The 24,251-nt window shown below is 40.0% G+C and carries 23 protein-coding genes and 3 tRNA genes; 22 read left to right on the forward strand and 4 right to left on the reverse strand.

The features are described 5' to 3' along the window. The first annotated feature begins 234 nt into the window (after nt 1-234). The 3 genes from MTF64_RS08490 (at nt 235) to MTF64_RS08500 (ending at nt 4,898) form a co-directional block, all read left to right on the forward strand. Nucleotides 235-2,730: a UvrD-helicase domain-containing protein gene (locus MTF64_RS08490; protein WP_248451118.1), complete on the forward strand. Its 2,496-nt coding sequence runs from the start codon at nt 235-237 to the stop codon at nt 2,728-2,730. Nucleotides 2,731-2,915: 185 nt separating this feature from the next. Next, nucleotides 2,916-4,484 carry a cyanophycinase gene (locus tag MTF64_RS08495; protein ID WP_248451119.1) on the forward strand — a complete coding sequence of 523 codons (1,569 nt, stop codon included), beginning with the start codon at nt 2,916-2,918 and terminating at the stop codon, nt 4,482-4,484. A 165-nt stretch (nt 4,485-4,649) separates the two neighbouring features. After that, nucleotides 4,650-4,898 carry a hypothetical protein gene (locus tag MTF64_RS08500; protein ID WP_004587250.1) on the forward strand — a complete coding sequence of 83 codons (249 nt, stop codon included), beginning with the start codon at nt 4,650-4,652 and terminating at the stop codon, nt 4,896-4,898. A 59-nt stretch (nt 4,899-4,957) separates the two neighbouring features. On the opposite strand, the gene MTF64_RS08505 is transcribed toward MTF64_RS08500, so the two are convergent. Further along, nucleotides 4,958-5,281 carry a hypothetical protein gene (locus tag MTF64_RS08505; RefSeq protein WP_248451120.1) on the reverse strand — a complete coding sequence of 108 codons (324 nt, stop codon included), beginning with the start codon at nt 5,279-5,281 and terminating at the stop codon, nt 4,958-4,960. 281 nt (nt 5,282-5,562) lie between these two features. On the opposite strand from MTF64_RS08505, the gene MTF64_RS08510 reads away from it, so the two are divergent. The 6 genes from MTF64_RS08510 (at nt 5,563) to MTF64_RS08535 (ending at nt 9,886) form a co-directional block, all read left to right on the forward strand. Beyond that, a complete protein-coding gene (locus MTF64_RS08510; protein ID WP_248451121.1) occupies nt 5,563-6,963 on the forward strand; it encodes a tyrosine-type recombinase/integrase in 1,401 nt (466 codons plus the stop codon). Continuing rightward, nucleotides 6,964-7,746 (forward strand): hypothetical protein, encoded by a 783-nt coding sequence (locus MTF64_RS08515; protein WP_248451122.1) that lies wholly within the window; start codon nt 6,964-6,966, stop codon nt 7,744-7,746. A gap of 117 nt (nt 7,747-7,863) precedes the next feature. Beyond that, a complete protein-coding gene (locus MTF64_RS08520) occupies nt 7,864-8,055 on the forward strand; it encodes an AlpA family phage regulatory protein (protein WP_248451123.1) in 192 nt (63 codons plus the stop codon). 2 nt (nt 8,056-8,057) lie between these two features. Then, nucleotides 8,058-8,549 carry a hypothetical protein gene (locus MTF64_RS08525; RefSeq protein ID WP_248451124.1) on the forward strand — a complete coding sequence of 164 codons (492 nt, stop codon included), beginning with the start codon at nt 8,058-8,060 and terminating at the stop codon, nt 8,547-8,549. A 99-nt stretch (nt 8,550-8,648) separates the two neighbouring features. Further along, a complete protein-coding gene (locus tag MTF64_RS08530) occupies nt 8,649-9,092 on the forward strand; it encodes a hypothetical protein (RefSeq protein WP_248451125.1) in 444 nt (147 codons plus the stop codon). Nucleotides 9,093-9,472: 380 nt separating this feature from the next. Further along, the gene (locus tag MTF64_RS08535; protein ID WP_248451126.1) at nt 9,473-9,886 is read left to right on the forward strand and encodes a terminase small subunit; all 414 of its coding nucleotides are present in this window, start codon (nt 9,473-9,475) and stop codon (nt 9,884-9,886) included. A 525-nt stretch (nt 9,887-10,411) separates the two neighbouring features. On the opposite strand, the gene MTF64_RS08540 is transcribed toward MTF64_RS08535, so the two are convergent. From MTF64_RS08540 to MTF64_RS08550, 3 genes are all read right to left on the reverse strand, one after another. Continuing rightward, on the reverse strand, nt 10,412-11,005 hold the full coding sequence (locus MTF64_RS08540; RefSeq protein ID WP_248451127.1) for an SH3 domain-containing protein: 594 nt from the start codon (nt 11,003-11,005) through the stop codon (nt 10,412-10,414). Nucleotides 11,006-11,413: 408 nt separating this feature from the next. Further along, nucleotides 11,414-11,490 (reverse strand) — tRNA-Pro (locus tag MTF64_RS08545). Nucleotides 11,491-11,654: 164 nt separating this feature from the next. Then, complete coding sequence (locus tag MTF64_RS08550) at nt 11,655-12,278, reverse strand: arylesterase (RefSeq protein WP_248451128.1); 624 nt, start codon at nt 12,276-12,278, stop codon at nt 11,655-11,657. Between MTF64_RS08550 and MTF64_RS08555 the strand changes: the two genes are divergently transcribed. From MTF64_RS08555 to MTF64_RS08615, 13 genes are all read left to right on the forward strand, one after another. After that, a complete protein-coding gene (locus MTF64_RS08555; RefSeq protein WP_004587268.1) occupies nt 12,279-12,992 on the forward strand; it encodes an ABC transporter ATP-binding protein in 714 nt (237 codons plus the stop codon). It abuts the gene before it with no gap. After that, nucleotides 12,982-15,483 carry an FtsX-like permease family protein gene (locus MTF64_RS08560; RefSeq protein ID WP_248451129.1) on the forward strand — a complete coding sequence of 834 codons (2,502 nt, stop codon included), beginning with the start codon at nt 12,982-12,984 and terminating at the stop codon, nt 15,481-15,483. Before MTF64_RS08555 ends, MTF64_RS08560 begins: the two co-directional genes overlap by 11 nt. 128 nt (nt 15,484-15,611) lie before the next feature. Beyond that, nucleotides 15,612-16,136: a crossover junction endodeoxyribonuclease RuvC gene (gene ruvC / locus MTF64_RS08565; RefSeq protein ID WP_004587270.1), complete on the forward strand. Its 525-nt coding sequence runs from the start codon at nt 15,612-15,614 to the stop codon at nt 16,134-16,136. Between the two features lie 2 nt (nt 16,137-16,138). Then, the gene (ruvA, locus tag MTF64_RS08570; RefSeq protein WP_004587271.1) at nt 16,139-16,756 is read left to right on the forward strand and encodes a Holliday junction branch migration protein RuvA; all 618 of its coding nucleotides are present in this window, start codon (nt 16,139-16,141) and stop codon (nt 16,754-16,756) included. 7 nt (nt 16,757-16,763) lie between these two features. Next, entirely contained in the window at nt 16,764-17,771 is a 1,008-nt protein-coding gene (gene ruvB / locus MTF64_RS08575; RefSeq protein ID WP_004587272.1) for a Holliday junction branch migration DNA helicase RuvB, read from the forward strand. Between the two features lie 1,278 nt (nt 17,772-19,049). Beyond that, nucleotides 19,050-19,754: a protein TolQ gene (gene tolQ, locus MTF64_RS08580; protein WP_004587273.1), complete on the forward strand. Its 705-nt coding sequence runs from the start codon at nt 19,050-19,052 to the stop codon at nt 19,752-19,754. Then, on the forward strand, nt 19,741-20,172 hold the full coding sequence (gene tolR / locus MTF64_RS08585) for a protein TolR (protein ID WP_248451130.1): 432 nt from the start codon (nt 19,741-19,743) through the stop codon (nt 20,170-20,172). Before tolQ ends, tolR begins: the two co-directional genes overlap by 14 nt. A gap of 4 nt (nt 20,173-20,176) precedes the next feature. Beyond that, on the forward strand, nt 20,177-21,103 hold the full coding sequence (tolA, locus tag MTF64_RS08590; protein WP_024032176.1) for a cell envelope integrity protein TolA: 927 nt from the start codon (nt 20,177-20,179) through the stop codon (nt 21,101-21,103). Nucleotides 21,104-21,112: 9 nt separating this feature from the next. After that, the gene (gene tolB / locus MTF64_RS08595) at nt 21,113-22,471 is read left to right on the forward strand and encodes a Tol-Pal system beta propeller repeat protein TolB (protein ID WP_004587276.1); all 1,359 of its coding nucleotides are present in this window, start codon (nt 21,113-21,115) and stop codon (nt 22,469-22,471) included. Between the two features lie 36 nt (nt 22,472-22,507). Further along, entirely contained in the window at nt 22,508-23,050 is a 543-nt protein-coding gene (pal, locus tag MTF64_RS08600) for a peptidoglycan-associated lipoprotein Pal (protein WP_004587277.1), read from the forward strand. Nucleotides 23,051-23,063: 13 nt separating this feature from the next. Then, nucleotides 23,064-23,813, forward strand: coding sequence for a tol-pal system protein YbgF (gene ybgF / locus MTF64_RS08605; protein ID WP_004587278.1), 750 nt, complete (start codon nt 23,064-23,066; stop codon nt 23,811-23,813). A 219-nt stretch (nt 23,814-24,032) separates the two neighbouring features. Continuing rightward, nucleotides 24,033-24,108, forward strand: a tRNA-Lys gene (locus MTF64_RS08610). A gap of 71 nt (nt 24,109-24,179) precedes the next feature. Further along, nucleotides 24,180-24,251: transfer RNA gene (locus tag MTF64_RS08615), tRNA-Lys, on the forward strand.

Consider the following 24,251-nt stretch of genomic DNA (forward strand, 5'->3'; position numbering starts at 1 on the left):
CGTAAAGTTTAAGCAAATTTAAACACCTGTTTAGAGTAAATACTTAAGGCCTGTTGATTGTTTTAGGAGGAGTTTACCGCAGTTTAAACACCCAATTTACACAGCCTTTGGGCTATTTATGAGGCCTGCTTGTACATGCTTTGGTTAACCAGGCTGCCACTTTTAAGGCGCGGCGCGCCTTGGCGTTTAAACTGTGATAAAATTTATTTTTAATTTTAGTTTATTCAAGGTTTTATGGCGCAGTTTATTGCCACTCCAAGCTGGTTAGGACGTTTTTTTACGCGTATTAGCACCGTTACTATTAAGCAAAGTTCACTCGTTATACATTTTAAAAATAATACTTCACGCGCCTATTTAATTAGCGACTTTACTAATTTTACCCAATTTAAAAAAGGCCTGTTTAGCGGGAAAATAACCCTCAATCATAGTACAAAAACGGTAATTAGCTTTTTAAATAAACAGCAGGCTCAAACGCTTAGTGAGCAGCTAAACAGTGTTTTTGCCAATCACCTAGAAGAAAAAGTGAATACAGCAAAAACGCTTGTAAAACGTTATGCAACAAACGAGTATCTTCGCGACTCAAACGTGCCGTTATTAAAATCGGCGGTGTTTTCACTGGCACAGCAGTACGGCGCAATACCTGCACTATGGCAGCAGCATTTATCGGCCATTAATATTAAGTTTTTAACTATTTTAAGTAGCTCACCAACAGTAGCGCATGCCACAGAGCAGCTACGTAAAAGTTATGAACAAAAAACACTAACGGCAAGAGCCGACTTTTATAATGTGGTTGAATCAAACCCGCTTACACACGAGCAACGCCTTGCTGTTATACGCAATAACGACAAAAATTTAGTGCTAGCGGCCGCAGGCACTGGCAAAACCTCAGTAATGGTTGCAAAGGCACTGGATTTAATTGCCCACGGTGGTGTAAAGCCCGAGCAAATATTGATACTTGCTTATAATAAAAATGCGGTAAACGAATTAAAGCAACGCTTTAATTTAAGGGCGCAGCAAGCAAATTTAAACGTTACGCCGCCTACTATTTTAACCTTTCATGCGCTGGGGCTTAAGTTACTGCAAAGCGCTAATAAAACACGTAGCTTATCGCCTTTTACAAACGATGCTATGGCGCTTAATAGATGGTTTACACAGTGGCTTAGTAATACCCTAAAAACAGACTCACGTTTTTGTAAAACTTTTGTTGAGACACTGTATGAACCTACTGATAGCCTCAATACCGAAACTAGAACCGCAATAAAAGCACAAACCTATCACACCCTATTGGGGCTAAAAGTAAGCAGTTATCAGCACTTATTAATTGCCAACTGGCTTTATATGTATGGTATTGAACACACTTACCAAAATGATGACACCGCCGATTTTTACTTGCCACAGCACCAGGTTTACTTGGCGCATTTTGTGACAGATAGGCAAGGTAATTCAGTGCAGCATGCACCTAACTTGCACAATAGCGAGCATATTAAATATGTACGCGCGCACCATAAAAAACATGGCCATGCGTTGGTGCAAACATTTCATTATAACTGGCAAGAAGGTCAGCTTGAGCAGCGTTTAAAAGCACAACTACAAAAACATAAAGTGAACATTAACCCCGTAGATAACCACGCAGTGTACGAGCGTTTATCTGCAACAGGGCTGTTAAAGCAAAATATAAATAAGTACTTAAACTGCCTAAGCGTAATACGGGGTGAGCAGTTATCTAACGCTCAAATAGCAGCGCGAATAGCTAAAAGTGGCATTATAAATCATAAAAGTTATGCAACATTACTGGTGGCAATGCAGCGTGCATACTACGAAAAATTAAAAGAGCAAGATGCTATTGATTTTGACGACATGATTGCAAGCGCAGCTCAGGCGGTTAAATTGGGGGAAGTAAGTGTACCTTGGCGCCACATTTTAGTTGACGAATTTCAAGATATTTCATGCGCACGCATGGCGTTTTTAAATACGTTAATAAAGAGTGGTCCACAACCTTGCTTTACTGCGGTTGGCGATGATTGGCAGGCTATTTATCGGTTCTCAGGCGGTAATTTGGCGCTCACCACGCAGTTTAACGATTTAATAGGCAGTCACTCACTCACGTTATTGCAAAAAACGTTTAGATATAACAACAGTATTAGTGAGGTAGCGGGGCGCTTTGTAATGCAAAACCCTGAACAATATAAAAAGCACATAACCACACATACGCAAGTAAGCACCCCTCAAGTTGTGTTACTTGACGATTTACACCAAGGTAAAAAGTCAGTAGCACTAAAAGTGCAGCAAACTATCGCCACAATTAATAAAAATAATAACACAGCCAGTATTGCCGTATTGAGCCGTTATCGGTTTATGCTTAATGAAGTAGAGCAGCACTTAGCAGGTAACAACTTTGCTAACTCACTGCATTTTTGGACGCTGCATGGCTCAAAAGGGCTCGAGGCTGATTACTGTATTATTATAGGTTTTGAGCAGGGCAAGTTAGGTTTTCCAAGCAATAACCCTGGTAATTTACTTGTTGAGGCATTATTGCCCGCACCAGATACCTTTAATCATTCAGAGGAGCGACGTTTATTGTACGTAGGGATCACGCGCGCTAAGCATAAAAGCTATTTAATTGCTCCGCCATCTGCGTGTTCTGAATTTATTAGCGAGCTAATAAACGATAATTACCCTATTGATATAGCCTCTAATTTGTTTGTAAAACAGAGTAAGCATAATAAGTAAGATTAATGGTTAAATGTAAGAGTATTGGCTGCGTAAAACGCACATCGCGCTTTTGTAACTAGCAGTCAAACTTGCTTTATACACTAATGCCATGTGTCGCAATCATTGAGACCCACATTTACTATTTAGCCTGCCATTACATGCTGTTAAACTTAACGCCTATTTAGATCATTTTTGAGAGCGTTATGCGTACCTGTGCTTTTTTTACTAAGCGAGTGAGCTTTATATTCGTTTTATTTACTTTATTTTCATTTAAAGGGGCTGCCCAGCAGCAAGAGCAAACCCTTATTTTAGCCGGTAGTACAATTAATAGTTGCAGTGCTAATGCGGCGCAAAGTTGCAATACGCAAAATAACTCAAAGTCACAAAGCGTGTTTAAGGTAACCAATGCTAACCTTGAGCAAATAAAATTAAATTGGCCCACTAACAATACAAATAACCAAGTAAATGTTTTAAATACCTTACGTGCCCTTAGTAGCAAAAATGCAAACGCAGTCTCTAAAAGTGAGCTGCTTTGGCAATGGCGCGATATAAACAACGAGCAACTCAATAACCTAACAAAGCAAGAGTTTAACTTTGTGTTTGATATGCTCGAACAACCTCATGCAAACACCACCCCAAAAGCTGAGCCACAAAGCAACGGCATATTGCAATTTATAGCGGGGAGCTTAAAGGTTGCTAACCCAACACCTACCTTATTAATTATTAGCGCAGCCCAGCGCGACCCATACGCACAGGTAGAGGCGCTTAAAACGCTTTTACCAAAAGGTGTAACCAGCCAATGGTTGCCGCTTACACCTGCACTTGCTAAAGCAATTACTAACAATACCTGTAGTGATTTACCGGCGCTGCGTCACTCACAAATGAACCTGTATAATCGCAGCAATGTATACCCTGAGCTCATAAAGGCTGAGCAAACACTTTGTAATAATGGGGTTGAGGCGTTAGTTAATTTAATAAACACCAGTACCGGTGTTTTATTTAGCGACGGCAAGGCTAAAAATGCTTTAAAAGCACTGTATGATGAAAATAATACTGCCTATCCTTGGACGAATGCGCTTAAAACTCGCCCAGTTATTGTAGGGCTAGGTGCAGGAAGCAAAATACAAAGTGAAAACGTCTATCTCTCACAGCACCAAAGCGAAGCGGTATTAAAAGCAAAGCTTGCCCCACAGCCTAATGCACTTAACGGGTTAAACACGTTTACCTATGGGCCACTGAGTACCCGTTTTAGTGAGCAAAATCAAACGCTAAACCTAGCCAGTACATTAAATACCGCAAATCAAAAAAACGGTGATATTAAGTACGGTTTTGGTATTGATGAAAACACAGCCCTTGTTGTTATTAAATCCAACAAAGGAAATTTAATGACCGTAATAGGGCAAAGTGGCGTTGCGCATTTAAGTACGCAGCAAAAAGCAAACAGCTATAACTACTCGTACTGGCCTGCTCGCAGTGTAATAGATATTACTAATGCCGGGTTTGAACTTAGCGAGCGCACTATTAGCCAAGCATTAGCGCCTGTTAAAATACCGCCTTTACCGGTGCAGCGTTTTGCCAATATTTTAACCGATTCAAAACTACGCTCGCTTACGCAAGCTATGTGCCTAAGCCAAGAGCAAAGTGCGGTAGGGCAACAAGATGACCTTTTAATAAATTTAACTGCCACAAAAAATACGGATTATTACCGCATTAATACCCAGCCGTATGGTTGCGCATTAAGTAATTTGTCACTGAATGTAGAGCGCTTTTAACCTTAAGCGCTAGTACTAAATATACTTAATAACCCGATACAAAGGTTTATGTTTATTTTAATCGGCTATAAAATAGCGCCCAAGTAATTTATACCTATTCGCTTAATTTAGTGGTTACGTTATACGAATAGGCATTAACCAAGCAGATTTTACAAAGAGCAATTTATGAATAACGAGCACGACATAATCGACAACCTAGCAGAGCTAGAGAACTTTTTAGTAATGGTAGAAAACGGCGGCTTAGGCTTAAAAGGTGTATCGGGTGTAGGTATGGCTACAAGCAATAAAGACGGCAGCCATTTTGTTGCAGTATTTGACGACAAACAACAGTTATTACTGGCGCGTGGCATAACAGCCGAGGTATTTGAAAACGGTAAAGATATGGTGCGTAACGGCGTAGGGCGTACACACTAATAAAAACTTTAAAAGCGCCGTATGGCGCTTTTAACTGCTTCAAACTAACTCTAATATATTTAAAGCCTGGCGACTTGTTTTGAACTAATACTGGTCACAATATTATTTTCAAAACGGATCAATACAATGTACATCCCACCAATCGAGCCTTTTAGTTTATAAGTAAACTCTTCTGTTTTAACTAATTTGTCGCTATTACCAATATCAACAGCTTCATTAAGCACATCTTTATAAAGTGGTGCGCCCACTACAGCTACAATGTCAGATTTAGTTTTACCCACACTTAATAGATTTCCGTTTTTAAGTCGAAAACTACCCTGAGCAAACGCAAAGCTTGAAATAAAAAGAGATAAAAGCAGAGGAAACACAATACGTTTTTTCATAAGTCATCCTTAAACACATAGTATTAAATGCTAGGTATACAAGGTAATACAGAAAAATGACAGTGAAAAAGAAATAAAGAGGAGGTTAAATGGTCGGTATGGCAGGATTTGAACCTGCGACCCCTGACACCCCATGACAGTTTTTAGTCGTTTGATTTTAATGCTTTATATTTAATAACAGTGAGTTAGAGATAAATATTGTTTCACTAAGTATCTGTTTATTTCTCAAAATACCACTATAATGGCTAGTTATTGGCTAGTTTTTTAAAGTGGTTATCTATATGAAAGCGAGTAAAAACAATGCTTCAAGCATTACAGCGGCAAAATTAAACTCTTTTTTAAAGGAGTCTGAGCTTAACAGTCAGTTAGGGTGTGACCACATACAGGGTTTTCACTTCATTAAATTAAAAGCTGGTGGTGCTTGGCGCTTACGTTATACAGACTTATTAGGTAAAAGAAGAACAGCTGTAATAGCGGATGCTTCTATTAAACCAGCAGTGGCGGCAGAGATCGCTTTAGATTGGCGGACAAAGTTAAAAGATGGAGTTGATCCATTAGGACATAAGAAAAAATTAAAAAAAGAGCATGCCGATGCTGAGCAGTTGAAAGCAGCCAACGCTTATTTAAATACTGGTAGGTTTTACGAGTCTATTTATACCCCCTATAAATTAGATAATTATAGAGATGGTAAATCGACACTACAGAATATTAGCCGTAACTTTTCACACCTATTTGATCGTGATATGGATATGGTGACTAGTGACGATATTTTAAGCTGGTATCACAAAAGAATAAAAAGCGGAGTAATGCGAAGTACGCTCGTAAGGGATTATGGCGCATTTAAAGCAATGCTTAACTTTGCAGCTAAGGAAAAAGATAAACATAATCCTGCAACACTTAAAGACAATCCTATTAAAAACTATTCGTTACCAAAGCTTACTGTAGTGGAAGAAAAAGCATTAGAAGAACATACCATAAAGCTAGAATCAAAACGTGTAATTATGAGCGACACGCTAAAGCAGCAGATACAAAGCGGGCTAGATTTATATGCTGAACAAATAAAAGAAAAGCGCAGTGCAAGTAGAGCGCATGGGAAAGGGCATTTGGTCGATTTACAGGAACGTGTTTATCCGCATTGGTTTATACCTTTTTGCCATATCGCAAGGTTAACAGGAATGCGCCCAGCTGATATTTACGGGCTAAAGTGGAGTAACTTAGCTTTTAATCAATTCAACAACTCGACTACTTTAATATTTACCCCATCCAAAACCAAAAAAGCTAATAGTAGCCAGAAAGTAGTTTTCCCTGTTAGTGATGAACTAAAAGTAGTGTTTGATACTTGGAATAATGAGCAAGGTAGTAAAGCTGGTTTCATATTCGAATCAGAACGCACAGGACGAGCATTAGAGCGCAAAGCACACCTAACACACTGGCGACAAGTTAAAGCCCTTGGTGGCGTTAATACAGACCTAGATTTATATTCATTTAGGCATAATTTTATATCGGAGTTATGCGCCAGAGGTGTACCAGTGTTAACTATAGCTAAGCTTGTAGGGCATAAAGATGGTTCAATGATAGCCGCTAATTATTTAAGGCATGACGAGGCAAATACACTTGCGTTACTGCAAGGCGTTGGCAGTATCAATTTAATTAATAACAATCAAATAAAAGGAGTTATATAGATGGATAAAAGTAAGTCACCCAGAGGGCAAATCATAGAGAATTTAGACGATTTTAAGTATTGGCTAACTTACATGGAGGGGTTGGCATCAATGAAGCGACCATTTGTAAAGCATCAAATGCTAGAGCTAATTAAAGAGGCTTCACTATTGCAAGTATATGATGATGACAGAGTAAGTGATTTAGTTGATAAAATAGATGATATACAGAATGAAAGTATTATTTTTGGACTAAAAAAATCTTTTATTGATGCTGAGGATTTGCACAAACAGGCGCTTGAATTTAAGTTTAATTGTGAAAGCAGCTATGGAAAAGATGAGGCTTTTAACTATGTTGTAAATCAATTTGAAATCTACATTTTAGAGACATTAAAACCAATAAAAAAAATGGATAGTGGCGTTCAGGATTTTAAAAGAAAAGTTACTGAATACTTAGAGGAAGCAAAAAAAAATAAAAGTACAAATATTGAAGATTCATGGCGCTGCCTTTGCGTCATTGATAGAAATATTAAAGAAAATCTAGCTTACTTTCATCTCAAGATACAAGAAGCGAACAAGGATCGATGGGTATCAAAAAGCCCGTATGAGAAGTTTGAAAATGAGATAACTGAGTTAGTAAAGCAAGTGATTTCTGGAGAAATACTGAAAATTGATGCGCGACGAAGTATTTGGGTGCTTAGGAATGGAGTACAAAGAAACATAAAAGAAGCAAAAGTTGAAACATTGAATGGTTGGATAACTAACTATAAAGAGACGGGGAGAGTTTTTGAAAAACCACAATCATAAAGTCCACTAGTCCGTAATGGAGATCCATTAGTCCGTAGTGGACTTAGAAGTAAATGCAAGCACTATGAATAGCTGATTAAATTGTTCCTGTTACTTCAAACAACAGGATAAAATACCATGTTAAATCAGTTTAATTCAGACAATATGCGCTTGAAAGAAAGCGCTAACTACTTAAATATTTCACTAGCTACATTGTGGCGCTTAGGTGAAACAGATCCAACTTTTCCCCCTAAAATACGATTATCTAGCCGTTGCTGTATTTACAGAAAATCAGACTTAGATGCTTGGCTAACAAGTAAGGAGTCTTAATCATGGATAACTTACACAAGCCATTAACAGAAGTTTTTAAAACAGCACCATTGGAAGCAATACCTAATCAATTTAATCGAGGAGGCAAACCAAATAAGTCAAACCAGTTCTTACATTTGATGTTACAAGAACAGTACAGTGTTGGCTATTTGAGTGTTACAAAAATACTTGAGGTTTTTGGAAATGATGGGAGAAGTCCACGGCAGCAACTCGAAAACGATAGGTTTAATTATTGGCTTATTGACCGAGTAAAAGACCCTGATACTGAAATTATTATAGGCTATAAGCTTAACGTATTACATTTATCGGGTGTTCCTGAACAGGATAAAGAAGCAAGACGGCTTAGGCGTAAGGAGTTGGCAGAGGAATCATTAGCGTTAGCTAGGCACGGTCGCAAACGTGAGCTTAAAGCGCTTAGGGAAGTGACATTAGCAAATAAAGCTTGCCTTCAATCGCTCGGTGATGCTGCTAATGACAGTAACATTGATGGATAAAACGCCTAGCTATTAACTAAGCGTTTTAAATTTCATATACCAATGCTGGTGAGTGGGTCGGCAAACTTACACCACCAGCTAAGGAACATTAGCACAAATATGGCTAAGAAAAAAACAAACCCGTACCATGTTAATTACTATTCGTTAAATCATGGTGGTGTGTCTATATTACCAGTTGCCGTTATATACAACGCTAGATTTTGCCGCTTAGATTATGCCGCAAAAACTGTATTATCATATATTGCAGCTCAATATAACGGATTTAATAACGGAGACTTATGTGCAACGCTGTCTATATTTAAAAATTATGGCTTTAAAAGCCAAGATACTTTGACTCGTTCGATTAAAGCTTTGATTAAAGAAGGGCTAATAGAGTTAACTCGTGCTGGTGGAAAAGACTGGCATACAGGCGGTAATTTGCCAAGCCTATACGCACTTACATGGCAGCCTATTGATGAGTGTAAAGGCAAGCTTGACGTTAAACCGACGACAAAACCAGCGGTAGACTTTTTGAGCGAGTTTAGACGCGCCATTAATGAATAATTGCCTACACCTACTAACGGATTATGGTTTGTTGTTCATCGGACTGTGGTATGGGGCTGTGGAGCTTTCTAATGTTAACCACAATACGATAATCGGACAGCTATATAAGAGGGAAATACTAAGCCATAGTCCTATCATCGGACAGCTTATATTATTACCATGTACATACTGGAATATTAGAACTAAACAAGAACTGACAACTAGGTACGGTTAGCCACTGAATACTTGAATTACTAATAACGGCACGTGCTTTTAGATATTTTCGGATAACAGGCAGGGTAAGGCTATTTAGTGGCTGCTAAAAAAGGAATGAATACCCATTATTGAAAATGCTACTTGTTACAATTGTTTTAATAAAATCATTTACGCAAGGCAGAGTTATGACTAGTAAGCTAACAATTAAACAAGATGCTTTTGTTAAGGCTTACTTGCTCAATGGTGGCAATGCGACACAAGCAGCCATTAAAGCGGGTTATAGTGAAAAAACCGCACAAGCTATAGGCGCTGAAAACCTTACAAAACCTGTTATCCAAAACGCGATTAAAGCCCACCAGCAACAAGCACATAATGAGTTTATATGGTCTAAAACTAAAAAGCTGGTGGCGTTACAGTCCATCATTGAAACGGCTATGACTGAGCATCAAGAAAAGGGAATGTTAAACGCATCGGCAGCCATTGCCGCTATAAAAGCCCACAACGAGATGCAAGGCGATAACGCACCTATAGATTCGACTAGCACGATTAAGGTATCAAGCACACTAGCAGGACGTTTAACAGCAGGATCTAAGCGGTAGTATTGTCAAAACTTGATGTTGTTACGTTAGCAAAAGTTAACATTCAAAACCTAAATAATCCTAGTAGAACCCAGCAAAACCCAGCATACAGAAAGGCAAACGAGAGTAACAATCACGGCAGCAGGTAAAAAACAGGTGGCATAAGGCGGGAGCACCTAACAGACTAACGTTTGAAACAAGGCAGGTCTTAGTTAATGTATTATCGGCAGAGCTTGAGAACTCACCAGAATTATTTAGCCAAAGCGCGTATTGATGCAATATGTAAGCTGACGAAGGGCGCACTCCCAACAATGAAGCTATTTAGCGCATCAAGGGCTGAACAGTTAAGCCTAGACAAGTATGAAGGAATGTTAGAGCTTTAATCTAAAGTAGACGGGTTTAGATGTTTGATACTGACAGTAAAAGCTAGACTTGCGTTAAGCTCTATGAAGTTAGCCCTTAATAGAGGTTCTAAATCACACTGACTAAAGCTCAATATTTTGAAACGGGAAAGTTATTTCCCCCAAAGACATTGAAATGTATTTATCAACGCTTCGTTGAACATACGTAATTAATTAAATCGTATTTACTAGAGCCTTGTTTACTGTAAGCCCAATTCGTTGGTGTGTCATCAAAGTAAATATTTTCAATATGCCTTTCTGTGTAACCGAGAACTCTGTACTGTTTTGTATTGCAATTGAACTCTGTCTTTGTATAACCAGTTGAAGTAGAACTTGTGCGCTCATGTAGAGTAATAAAATTACCGTTCACTACTTCAGTATACAATAAAAAATAGCCAGCTTTTTCGTTACTACTACGAGGTATTTGCTCTTTTATTGCGTTTAGCTCATATTTGTTTTTCTTATTATCAGGCCGAGTCTTTACTAAATAACTAGTTGATATCCATTTCATAGACATCTTACCTTCATTATAAAAATTTATTTTTGCCCAGTCACCTTGATACTCCAACACATCAACTCCTTGACGAAATATCTTTTTACCAACCACTTTAGAGTTGGAGTTAGGAAGCTCTCTTACATTTAATGAATCAACATTAACAAAGTTGATCCCTAAATCTAATTGCTGAGATATGGCGGCATGAGAGGTAAGTAATATTAGTAATGCGACAACCCTTTTCATAATAGTCCTTTATAAAATGTTTTTAATTGATGTTGGTAACCAAAAGTGAAGATACAATAATTTTAATCACTAATATAGTACTACTTTTAACGGATGGTTTAAGCTTATTGGTAGTAAAAGTATGTCAGAGCTTTAATATAAAATTGATGGATTTAAGCGTCAAGACTCCGTTATTTAAAGCCTAGTCGAAGCTGGCTTGTGTTAAAACCTGTTAAGTTAAAATTGAATAACAATAATTTATAGTTGGCAAGCTGACAACTGGGAGTTGCTAAGCTTTTCAGACTTGGTTGGAGAAAGTGAAAAATCTCTATAGTGGCTAGTTATTGGCTAGTTTGAATATTTAATAAATCTAAGAAAGTGAAATAAACTCAAGGAATACAATCAAGTCGTTGATATGTAGGTAATAAATGGTCGGTATGGAGAGATTCGAACTCTCGACCCCTGCCACCCCATGACAGTGCGCTACCAAGCTGCGCTACATACCGACGTTGTTTGCAATAGTACGTATATTTTATTAAAAATCAATAAGTGATTGTTTGTTTGCGTGTTTATTGTGCAAATGAGCTGAAAAACTTTAAACTAAGGGCGTATCGCCCTTAGTAAGCACATGCCGTGCAGCCCATGTTAAACCACCAAAGAACAACACGCCCTAATCTTTATTTAGCCATTGGTTGATCGAGTCATACATTTCATCGCGTATCAGCGGTTGTGCTTCTTTATTTGGATGTAATTGATCTCTTTGCATTAAGTTTGGCTTATCTGCCACATTAAGCATAAAAAAGTTAAGTAAATGAGCATTTGTTTTTTCACTTACTTGTGTAAAACTGTCAGTGAACATTTTACTGTAACGCGGCCCGTAATTAGGGGGAATGTAAATTTCCATTAACGCGACCATGGCATTTTCAGCTTGGCTTTTTTCGATTAAACCCGTTAAGTTGGCCTGCATTTTTGTTACCGGAAAACCACGTAAACCATCATTAGCACCAAGCTCAATAAGTACATGGCTTGGTTGGTATTGCGCTAGTAAGGCATCTAGCCTGCGTAAAGCTCCACCGGTAGTTTCGCCACTAATACTGGCATTAATTAGCTCTATATTACGCTGCTCTGCATCGTATTTATCTTGTAACAATTTAACCCAGCCTTGCTCTTGTTTAAGCCCATAGGCTGCACTTAAACTGTCTCCAAGTATTAAAATCGTGTTGTCGGCCGCCGCACTAAGTGGTTTGATAACTAAAAATAAAACGAATACAAAACGTAGGATTGAATGAGTCATATGTCAGCGCTTTCTCAATTAAATATTATTCAAGTAAATGGTTTGTCTAAAGTAGTTTCTACCTTCGAAGGTGAGTTGCCCATCCTCAGCGACATCAGCTTTAATGTCAAGCATGGCGAGTCAGTTGCTATTGTTGGCACCTCTGGCTCAGGAAAATCCACGTTATTAAGTTTATTAGCGGGGCTAGATACCGCCAGCAGTGGTGAAATTACCCTTGATGGCGAGCCGCTACATAAATTAGATGAAGAGCAACGCGCGGCATTGCGTGCTGAAAAAGTAGGTTTTGTATTTCAATCTTTTATGTTGGTACAAAGCTTAACCGCACTTGAAAACGTGATGTTGCCGGCAGAGCTCGCTGGCGAAAGCGATGCCAAAGAGCAAGCTCTAGCCCTATTAGAAAAAGTGGGGCTGAGCCATCGTATTGACCATTACCCATCGCAACTCTCTGGTGGTGAGCAGCAACGTGTAGCCATTGCCCGCGCTTTTATTGGCACACCTAAAATTTTATTTGCCGATGAGCCCTCTGCAAATTTAGACAGTAAAAACGGCAAAATGGTGGAGTCACTATTATTTGATTTAAACCAGCAGCACGGCACAACGCTAATTTTAGTAACTCACGATGAAGCACTCGCGCAAAAGTGCCAGCATATTGTACAAATTGAAGCGGGCTGCTTAGTTAAAAACTCAAAAGAGGACGTAGCGAATGTGGGCTAAGTTAGCACTTAAATTATTTGCGCGTGAATTTCGCCGCGGCGAACTAACGGTAATTAGTGCCGCCATTGCGCTGGCGGTATTAACGGTGCTTACACTGTCTATGGTCACTGAGCGAATAGCACAAAGCATAGCGCAAAAAAGTAGCGCGTTTATCGCCGCAGATAGAGTACTGGCAAGCGCCCATGAGCTAGACACGGCGTTTATTAGCAAAGCCAAACAAGAAAACTTACAAACTGCGCAAATGATCTACTTTGATACCATGTTATTTGCCAACGACGAGATGCAATTTACCTCGGTAAAAGCGGCGTCTAACGAATACCCGTTAAAAGGCGAGTTAAAAGTAAAATCATCATTGCTTGGTGAAACACAAGTAGCGCAGGGCGGCCCAAAGCCTGGCAATGTGTGGCTAAGTGAATCGGTTTTTTACAGCTTAAATATTGATATTGGCAGCCAAGTAGAGCTAGGCGCAGCAGTATTTAATGTAGAAAAAGTGGTGGTTGAAGAGCCAGATGCGCCGTTTAATGTATTTTCGAGCAGCCGCAGAGTGCTTATAAATATTGCCGATGTAGCAAAAACTGAGGTTATTCAACCTGGCAGCCGAGTAAATTATCGCCAGCTTTATGCAGGCGATGAATCAGATATAACCCGGTTTTATGAATGGTTAAAGCCGCAAATGGCTGAAAACCAACGTTGGTATGGCGTAAAAGATAGGCAGTCGCCCATATCAAATAGCTTAAACCGTGCCGAAAGCTTTTTATTACTGGCAGGTTTGCTGGGCATTATTTTGGCTACGGTTGCTATTGCTGTGTCGGCAAAGCGTTATTGTGAGCGCCAATACGACCCCGTAGCAATGATGAAAACCCTTGGCGGAAGCCGTGCATTAATCCGTAAAATATATTTTATGCACTTACTCATGGTGTGTGCTTTAGCGGTTATTGTGGGTTTAGCCATAGGCTACGGTTTGCAAGAAATAGCCACTGGTTATTTAGCAAAAAGCATGGATATGAGCTTACCTGCCGCCGGATTTAAACCTTGGCTGGTGGCCATTAGCACAGGCGTTATATGTGCAGTTATGTTCTCTATTAAGCCACTGCTTGATTTATTTGATATTCCACCGCTTAGAGTATTGCGCCGTAATTTAGGCGACAGACTAGCGGTAAGCCGTGTGCACTTAGGTTTAAGCGCGCTTACGGTGTTTTTATTAATGTGGTTATTTAGTAACAACATTAAAATAACGCTTATTTTATTTGTCTCTACGCTTGCTTTGATTGCGGTTTTGTTTGTTATTTCAAAACTAATATTTGGCGGTGGTCGTAAATTAGGCTTAAAACCAGGCAACAGTTGGTCGTTAGCTATTGCTTCTATACAAAAGCGTGCCAACGTAAATGCGGTGCAGCTTATTAGCTTTTCATTGGCGATAAAATTGCTATTGTTTTTGATTGTGCTTAAAAATGACATGATCTCAGATTGGCAGTCTCAATTACCCGCCGATGCGCCTAATGCATTTTTAGTTAATATTACACAAAACGAACTTGAGCCTGTAAATAATTACCTAGCAGAGAACGATATTTTAGTTTCGGATTTTTATCCGACCATTCGTGGGCGAGTAAATGCGGTAAATGGCGAGCTTGTTGCGCGTAAAGTGTCGTTGCAAGATAACGAGAAAAAAGATGAAGAAGCGCGTTCAGGCATAGGCCGTGAGCTTAATCTAACCTGGCTTGATAATGTGCCAGCCCAAAACGAAATTGTGCAAGGGCAGTGGTTTGGCGAAGGCGCAGTGGGTGAGGCATCGGTTGAGGAGTCTATGCTGGAGCGCCTAGACGTAGAAATAGGCGACACTTTAACATTTTTAATTGGTGCGCAATCATTTGACGCCAAAATTACCAGTGTGCGTAAAGTAAATTGGGCGACGCTAAAACCTAACTTTTTTATTATTTTAAGCCCCGATGTGCTAAAAGATTTTCCGGCAACGTATATTTCATCTGTGCGTATAGAGCCAGAGCAAAAGAAAGCGTTTAGCCAGTTACTGCGCACTTATCCAACCATTACCGCCATCGATGTAGATAACTTTGTTAAGCAAATACAATCAACCATTGAGCAGGTGTCGTTAGCTATTGGCTTTGTGCTTGCTATTGTGGTTTTGTGTGGTGCATTAGTGCTTATATCTCAGGTGCAAGCGAGCCTTGGCGAGCGAATGCAAGAAATAGTAATACTGCGAACTTTAGGCGCCAAAGGGCGGTTAATAAAAAATGCGACGCTTTATGAGTTTTTGCTATTAGGTGGCTTAGCTGGGTTTGTAGCCGCATTATTTAGTGATATAGCCTTATTGATTGTTCAGCAGCAAATGTTTGACTTAGCCGGTAAGTTGCACCCGGCAATTTGGCTAATAGGGCCAGTGTCGGGCGGGGTGTTTGTAGCCGCGCTTGGCTACTTTATGATTGCCCGTAAACTTAAACAAAATACCCAAGGCTTAGTACGTGCTTTAACCTAAGCTATACTTTTAACGCTAAACGCCCGCACTAAGTTGCGGGCGTTTTTGTTTTTACTCGCCACTGGTAATTTATACAGTGCTCTGGCATTATTACCGTTATTGAAAAATAACAATAATGAGTGTGCTGTTTGGCCATTATTTTAGGGATAGACCCAGGTTCGCGTTTAACCGGTTATGGTGTGGTTGCGCATCAAGGCGCTAAATTTACCTATTTAGGAAGCGGGTGCATTAAATTAGCCGAGCATGAGTTCCCCATACGATTAAAAATGATCTACCAAGGGATCACGCAAATAATAGAGCAGTTCTCCCCCGAAACCTTTGCCATAGAAAAAGTATTCATGGCGCATAACCCGGATGCCGCGCTAAAACTTGGCCAAGCCCGAGGAGCCGCTATAGTGGGAGCCTCTATGGCCGACTTACCCGTATTTGAATACTCAGCACGGCAAATTAAACAAGCCGTGGTAGGTAATGGCGGTGCCGATAAGTCGCAAGTGCAACACATGGTAAAAAATATTTTAAAATTACCTGGCACACCGCAAGCCGATGCGGCCGATGCGCTTGCCATTGCAATTTGCCATGCGCACTCAGAACAAAATTTAATAAAACTAGCGGGTAGCGCAAGCAAAACCGTTAGAGGACGTTTAAGGAAATAAATATGATTGGCCGTTTAAATGGCACTTTAGTTGAAAAGCAACCGCCTGAAATTTTATTAGAAGTAAGCGGCGTAGGCTACGAAGTACAAATGCCCATGACCTGTTTTTACGACTTACCCAATATTGGCGAAAACGCCATAGTGTACACACACTTTGTAGTACGCGAAGACGCACAACTATTATTTGGCTTTAATAATAAAACCGAGCGCGCGCTTTTTAGAGAACTATTAAAAGCAAATGGTGTGGGTCCTAAACTAGGCCTAGCTATTTTGTCGGGCATGTCGGCGCAACAATTTGTTAGTTGCGTAAACAACGAAGATGCCACAACATTGGTTAAATTACCGGGTGTGGGTAAAAAAACCGCTGAGCGTTTAGTGCTTGAAATGAAAGACCGCTTAAAAGATTGGGGTAACGACTTATTTACGCCATATAGCGATAATGCCGTTATAGAGCCTCCTAGCGATGCAACAATTGCCAATAATGCCGCAGACGATGCAGTATCGGCACTTGTCGCGCTTGGTTATAAATTGCCACAGGCGCAAAAAGCAGTAAAATCGGTAAGTAAACCCGATATGTCTACTGAGGTTCTTATTAAAGAATCTTTAAAATCAATGTTGTGAGTAACCCATGATTGAAGCTGATCGTTTAATTGACGCGAGCGAAAAAACCAACGAAGACACCATAGACCGCGCAATAAGGCCCAAGCTTTTAGCCGACTACAAAGGTCAGCCGCATGTTAAGCAGCAAATGGAAATATTTATAGAGGCAGCGCGCAGCCGCGGTGAAGCGCTCGATCATCTATTAATATTTGGCCCGCCGGGCTTAGGTAAAACCACGCTTGCTAATATTGTTGCCAATGAGCTTAATGTAAGTATTAAAACCACTTCGGGTCCAGTACTTGAAAAAGCCGGCGATCTTGCTGCATTGCTTACCAACCTTGAAGAAGGCGACGTGCTGTTTATTGATGAAATACACAGACTCAGCCCACAAGTTGAAGAAATACTTTACCCCGCAATGGAAGATTACCAACTCGATATTATGATTGGTGAAGGCCCCGCTGCACGCTCTATTAAATTAGACTTACCGCCGTTTACGCTTATTGGCGCGACAACACGCGCAGGCTCACTTACCTCACCACTAAGAGACCGTTTTGGCATAGTGCAGCGCTTAGAGTTTTACTCGGTAGCTGACCTATCGCATATAGTGGGGCGCTCTGCACATTACCTAGATTTACAAATGTGCGACGATGGCGCTACCGAAATTGCAAAACGCTCACGAGGCACACCGCGTATAGCAAACCGCTTATTACGTCGTGTGCGCGATTACACGCAAGTAAAATCAGATGGTACAGTAAATGCCTCAGTTGCCGAGCTTGCCCTTGATATGATTGACGTAGATAAAAGCGGGTTTGATTACATGGACCGTAAATACTTACTTGCCATTATCGAAAAATTTATGGGTGGGCCTGTAGGGCTTGATAATTTAGCCGCCGCCATAGGCGAAGAAAAAGAAACCATTGAAGATGTAATAGAGCCGTTTTTAATTCAACAAGGTTTTATACAGCGCACACCACGCGGGCGAATTGTGTCAGACAATGCGTATCATCACTTTGGTTTACTCCCCAAACAAGATTAACCCCTCTTTAGCCTGTTACAGAAAATGTAGCGGGCTACTTCCTCTGTTAAATGTAATACCAATTTGCAATAACACTTAATCATTTTGCGAGGCAAACGTATCGCTACCTGCGATAAAAACTCTCATTTACGACTGAATGCAGAAGGTATAGCAGTGCAGGAGCAATTGCCAAGAACAACGAAATAGCAAATTTTTTGCCTAGCTATCAACACGTTTTTCCAGCCTTAACATAGCTCACTTAATTAAGAAAATTAGTATAATTTTTTAAAACTTACTCAGCTTTCAGCCACTTTGTTGCAAATGTAACCAATAAATTAAAATCGTTTTGTAATTCACTTAACGTTAAGACTGGCGTGGCTATGCTGCGTACCATTAAAACCAGTTAGCTTTAAAGCAGTAGCAACATAAGAGATTAGACGTGGCGCTAATTGTGCTAATAAGTTTTACCTTGTTATAAACATGCTTTCTACTGAAAGTAGATAATTTAATAATACGAATTGGTAAAAAAAGATAGTAAATACACCGTTGGCAATTAAACAGATTGTGTAATTTATACCGGTTATATGCCAAGTTGGCGGTAAAATTTAGGCAAAAAAAAGCCCGCATATAATGCGGGCAAACAACAAGTTGAAGGAAGTAATCCAGGGAACTACGTTTTACTTAATCAGGTTTTATCCAAAAAGAGTAAAACAATGTAATACGATTAAAAATCCTATTACTAAGAACTTGGCTTAATGAAAAATGTTTCATTCAGTGCGTAAGCTCGGTATGGGAGAATAATACGGAATAAGCATTTTTTGTTCAAACTAGAAAATTTAAAATTTCAGATAAGAAAAACTAATCTTATGAATTTTATTATTGTTCGAATCTTGTACGTTAATTATTCGTTAACTTTATAAGTAGCTGAAAATTAATAAATAACTGGTCTGAGCTGTATTGTTACAGTATTAGTTATATTAGTACATGCAAAGTGGCGTGAATTACTTTTGCGTGCTTATGCACTTTTTATGAATAAACGGTGCGTTTTATTAAGTTTACTGCGTATATTTACGCACTTTCGTAGTATTAAGTTGTGTTTTACTAAACGCGGTAGTCGCGTTTTAGAAACAAACAAGCGATTAAGCGTATGTTTAACGTTTTTTGTTGCCAATTCATAGCAATATCGTTGTCAGTAAACCCTTGACTCGATACACTAGATGCAACTTATGGCCGTTACAATGGTCTTATTTACACAAAATAACCAAATTGACGTTTTTTGAAATTATTTAGGAGTTTAACGTGGGATCAGGGCTTAATTTTTTAGATCTAATTCTAGAAGCCAGTTTGCTTGTGCAGTTAGTAATGCTAGCGCTAGTAGCAATGTCTGTTATGTCATGGGCAATTATTTTTCAGCGCAAAAAAGCAATTAGCGACGCCTTGTCTGATGCAAAAAAATTCGAACAAAAATTTTGGTCAGGTATCGACTTAAGCAAACTATACAACGAAATCTCATCACGTAGCGGTCAATCTCATGGTATTGAAGCGTTATTTACATCTGGCTTTAAAGAATTTGCACGCCATAAAAAGAACACCTTTCAAAGTGCTGGCATTGTAATGGAAGGTACGCATCGCTCAATGCGTGTGGCACTGTCACGTGAAATTGAAAAACTAGAATCGAGCTTATCGTTTTTAGCGACAGTGGGTTCGATTAGTCCGTATATCGGCTTATTCGGTACGGTGTGGGGTATTATGAATGCCTTCATAGCACTTGGTGAAGTGAAGCAAGCAACATTACAAATGGTAGCGCCAGGTATTGCTGAGGCACTTATTGCAACGGCAATGGGCTTATTTGCGGCTATTCCGGCTGTTATTGCGTATAACCGCTTTGCTAATAAAGTTGAAAAACTAGAATCACACTACATCAACTTTATGGAAGAATTTGCCAATATTTTACACCGTCAAGCAGCTACCCAAATAGAGGCTAAAGCGAATGTATCAGCGTAAGAAGCGCCGTCCGGTCGCAGAAATTAATGTAGTACCTTACATTGATGTAATGTTGGTATTGCTAATTATATTTATGGCAACAGCACCGCTTATTACTCACGGTGTAAAAGTTGATTTACCAAAAATGGAAGAGTCGGATTTAGTTGATACTAAAGACACGCCACCCATTATTGCCTCAATTGACTCGGCAGGTAAGTACTATGTAAGCATAGGCACTGATCCAGAAGAGCCAATGGAAGCACTTAATGTGGCCGCGGTTATTAAGCTTCAGCTAATGAAAAACCCTGATGTACCAGTAATGATTAAAGGCTCTGGTAAGGTTTCTTACCAAGAAGTGTTGTTATTAATGGACTTTTTAAAGAATGCTGGCGTACCATCTGTGGGTTTAATGACAGAATCCTTTGAGGGGACACAGTAGTAACATGAATAGTTCTATAATCAAGTCAGTACTTTTACATTTAGGTTTAGGGGGCTTTTTGTGGGCAACTGCAAATATACACCCACCGGCACCTAAAGTAATGGAAGTGACTCTTAATTCGGCTATTCCTGAGCCTGATAATGCGGTTTCGGCGGTCACTGTTGATCAAAAACAAGTTGAGCAAAAAATTGCTGAGCTACAAAAAAAAGAAGATGCTAAAAAACGCGCTGAAGATAAACGCATTCGCGACTTAGAACGCAGAGCCGCCAATGCGCGTAAACAGCGTGAAGCCGAAGCGCGTAATATTAAAAAGTTAGAGCAACAGCGCAAAGCAAAAGAGAAAGAAAAAGCACAAGCTGAGGCTGAAGCTAAAAAAGCGCGCGAAATTGAACAAAAAGAGCGTGCTAAAGCAAAACAAGCTGAAAAGCAAAAGCAAGAGGCTGAAAACGCCGCTAAAGCTGCTGCAGATAAACGCAAAGCAGAAGAAGAGGCACTGAAAAAAGCCGAAGCAGAGCGTAAAAAGCGTGAAGCAGAAGCTAAAGAACGTGCAAAAGAAGCTGAGCGTAAACGTCAGCAAGCGCTGCAAGAGCAAATGTTACAAGAACAACTTGCTAAAGAGCAGGCTGCACGTAGTAAAATACGCCAACAGCAAGTAGTAAGCGAAGTTGATAAGTACCGTGCTTTAATTATGGCGCGCATTCAGCAAAACTTACTGATTGATGAAAAAATGAAAAACCAACAGTGTCGAGTAAATATTCGTCTTGGGTTTAATGGTTTAGTAACGCAAGTTAAATCGTTAGGGGGTGATAAGCTTGTGTGTGAAGCTGCCCTTAGAGCTGTGCGCATGGCCGATACATTACCTGTATCTAAAGACAAAGACGTATTCGAGCAACTTAAGAATATTAATTTAACAATCAAGCCAGAATTTTAAAGGAATGATATGTTCAGCAAAATTAAAATAGCCTTTGTAGTTATATTATTAGGATTTCAGGGTGTGGCAAATGCGGCACTTGAAATTGTAATAACTGAAGGTGTAGACGGCGCACGTCCTATTGCCATAGTGCCTTTTAAATACAACGGTGTTGGCCCAATTCCACAAAAATTGAGCGATGTAATTGCTGCCGATTTAATGCGCAGTGGTAAATTTAAACCGGTAGATGTAGCACAAATGCCACAGCTTCCTAATAAAGACGGCGACATTGACTACGCAGCATGGGTAAACCAAGGTGTAGAAGCGGTTGTAGTAGGCGAGGTAGAGCAACAAACTGATGGGCGTTACTTAGTACGCTACGAATTAGTTGATGTTATTCGTGGGCAAATTACCGGTGGCCAAACTCAAATGATGAGCAGCGGTAAACTAGTAAAAAGCCAAGATCATATTTTAGAAGCGCGCGAAAGCGTAATTGGTGAAAGTGGCTTTCGCCGTTATTCACACCGCATAAGCGATGTAGTATATGAAAAGCTAACCGGTGAAAAAGGCGCGTTTTTAACTAAAATTGCTTATGTAATCGTACGTGAAGACCAAGCTAAGCCATACCAATTAGTGGTTGCTGATTACGATGGCTTTAACGAGCAAGTATTATTGCGCTCAAAAGAGCCGTTAATGTCGCCAGCTTGGTCACCAGACGGTACTAAGCTTGCGTATGTAACGTTTGAAAACCGCCAAAGCCAAATTTACATCCAAGACCTATACTCAGGTAAGCGTGAGCTGATCACTAGTTACCGTGGTATTAACGGTGCACCGCAGTTTTCACCAGATGGCAAAAAAATGTTATTGGTGCTTTCTAAAGATAAAACAGGTGCAACCGAAGTTTACGTTTTAGATTTAGCAACCCGTAAAGAAACACGCCTTACACGCCACCGTAGTATAGATACTGAACCATCTTGGTATCCAAATGGCCAGGATATTGTGTTTACATCTGAAAGGGGTGGTAATGCCCAGATTTATAAGTTAAATTTAAGAACTGGTAGGTCACAACGATTGACCTTCGACGGCGATATGAACCTAGCGGGTTCTATAACGCCAGACAGTAAAGAATTAGTGATGGTTAACCGTACCAACGGGCAGTACCATCTTGCTAAGAAAGAGCTGGCTACAGGCGCGTTTCAAGTATTAACGCGAACTCGCCTTGATGAATCACCGAGCATAGCGCCAAACGGTTCGATGATCATTTATAGCACGCTTCATAATAATAAACAGGTACTCGCGCTGGTATCGATGGACGGTCGCTTTAAAGCACGTTTACCCGTGCTAGACGGACAAGTAAAGGCACCAGCTTGGTCGCCATATTTACAGTAATATTTGCTGGTTTACTCAAAAATAGGAATCTACTCAATGCAACTTAACAAAGTACTTAAAGGCCTGCTAATCGCTGTGCCAGTAATGACATTAGCCGCTTGTAGCTCATCTTCAGATATTGATGAAGGCGCAGCTAACCAATCAAATCAAAGTGCAGTTGAGCAATCAACAAACACGGATACAGTTGAAGTAGCAACAATTTCACCTGAACAACAAGCAGAAGAGCAACTTCGTCAAAAGTATGAAGCGCTTCGTCAAGAACAAATTATTTACTTTGACTTCGACAAAGCAACTGTTGAGAACAAGTACGCAGAATTACTTCGTGCACATGCTGAGTTTTTAGTTCAGAACCCTTCAGTAAAAGTATTAATTGAAGGTCACGCTGATGAGCGCGGTACGCCTGAGTACAACATTGCACTAGGTGAGCACCGTGGCCAAGCTGTAGAAAAATACCTACAAAGCTTAGGTGTTTCTGCTAGCCAAATGTCAGTAGTTAGCTACGGTGAAGAGAAACCAATGGTTAAATCTCGCACTGAGTCAGCTTTCGCTAAAAACCGCCGTGCGGTACTAGTTTACTAAGATAAGAGATATTATGAAGCCGAAAATTATTTTGGCAGCCATGATATTGAGCGGGAGCACCCAAGTTTTGGCTGCTCCCGCTCCTGTTTCAGAAGCTGCAAGTTCACAGTCGAGCATAGAGAAGCGTTTAGCGTCACTAGAAAACATGATGCAGTCGCGAAACTTATTACAAGTTGAATTACAGCAACAACTTAATCTACTTCAAGATGAAGTAAGCCAAATTCGCGGTGTTACTGAAGAGCAAAGTTATAAACTTGAAAAAGTACTTCAGCGCCAGCGTGAGCTTTATCAAGAAATAGAAAACCGCGTTAGCCAAGCGTATACACAACCCGCTGCTGCGCCTGCAACCGATTACACGCAATCGAGTGACGCACAAACCTATAGCAGTGACTTATCTGAAAACGAAGCGTATGAGCGTGCAGTAGCGCTAATAATGAAAGATAAACGCTACGACCAAGCTATTCCTGAGTTTCAAACATTTTTAACAACCTATCCTAATTCTGTGTATGCCTCTAATGCACATTATTGGCTTGGGCAGTTGCTGACTATTAAAAATGATGGTGTAAAAGCAAGTGAGCATTTTAAAGTTGTGGTTAATGAGTTTCCAAACTCAAATAAACGACCAGATGCCATGTTAAAGTTAGGCACGCTTTTACAAGAGCAAGGCCTGAATCAAGAGGCACAAAAAATATTGGGTGATCTAATTAACCAATATCCAAGTACAACTGCTGCAAAACTTGCAACCGAGCGTCTAGCTAATTAGGACGCATTTAAGCGGTGTATTTAAAGCTCAAACTACATAGAAATACTCGGCGAATCTTGTATTTGCATGTAGTTTGAGCACAAACGCTTTAATTTTGCTCACCTAGGCATAAAAACTGAAAAAAAGAGACATTTTCGGTTGCACTCATTTTATAAATAAGTATTATAAGCGCCCGCAGCAAACGAATGGTTACCCCACTCAAAATGCGGCAAAAAGAGCGGGTCATTAGCTCAGTTGGTAGAGCAGTGGACTTTTAATCCATTGGTCGATGGTTCAAGTCCATCATGACCCACCATTCTTTATTTAGGTAAAGATTGGTTCAATCGGCGGATTTACGCAGCTATCTTACAAAGTAGCACACAGAGCGGGTCATTAGCTCAGTTGGTAGAGCAGTGGACTTTTAATCCATTGGTCGATGGTTCAAGTCCATCATGACCC

Origin of the sequence: Pseudoalteromonas sp. 2CM41L, assembly GCF_023161905.1 — a bacterium.
In the GTDB taxonomy this organism is placed as follows: Bacteria; Pseudomonadota; Gammaproteobacteria; order Enterobacterales; family Alteromonadaceae; genus Pseudoalteromonas; species Pseudoalteromonas atlantica.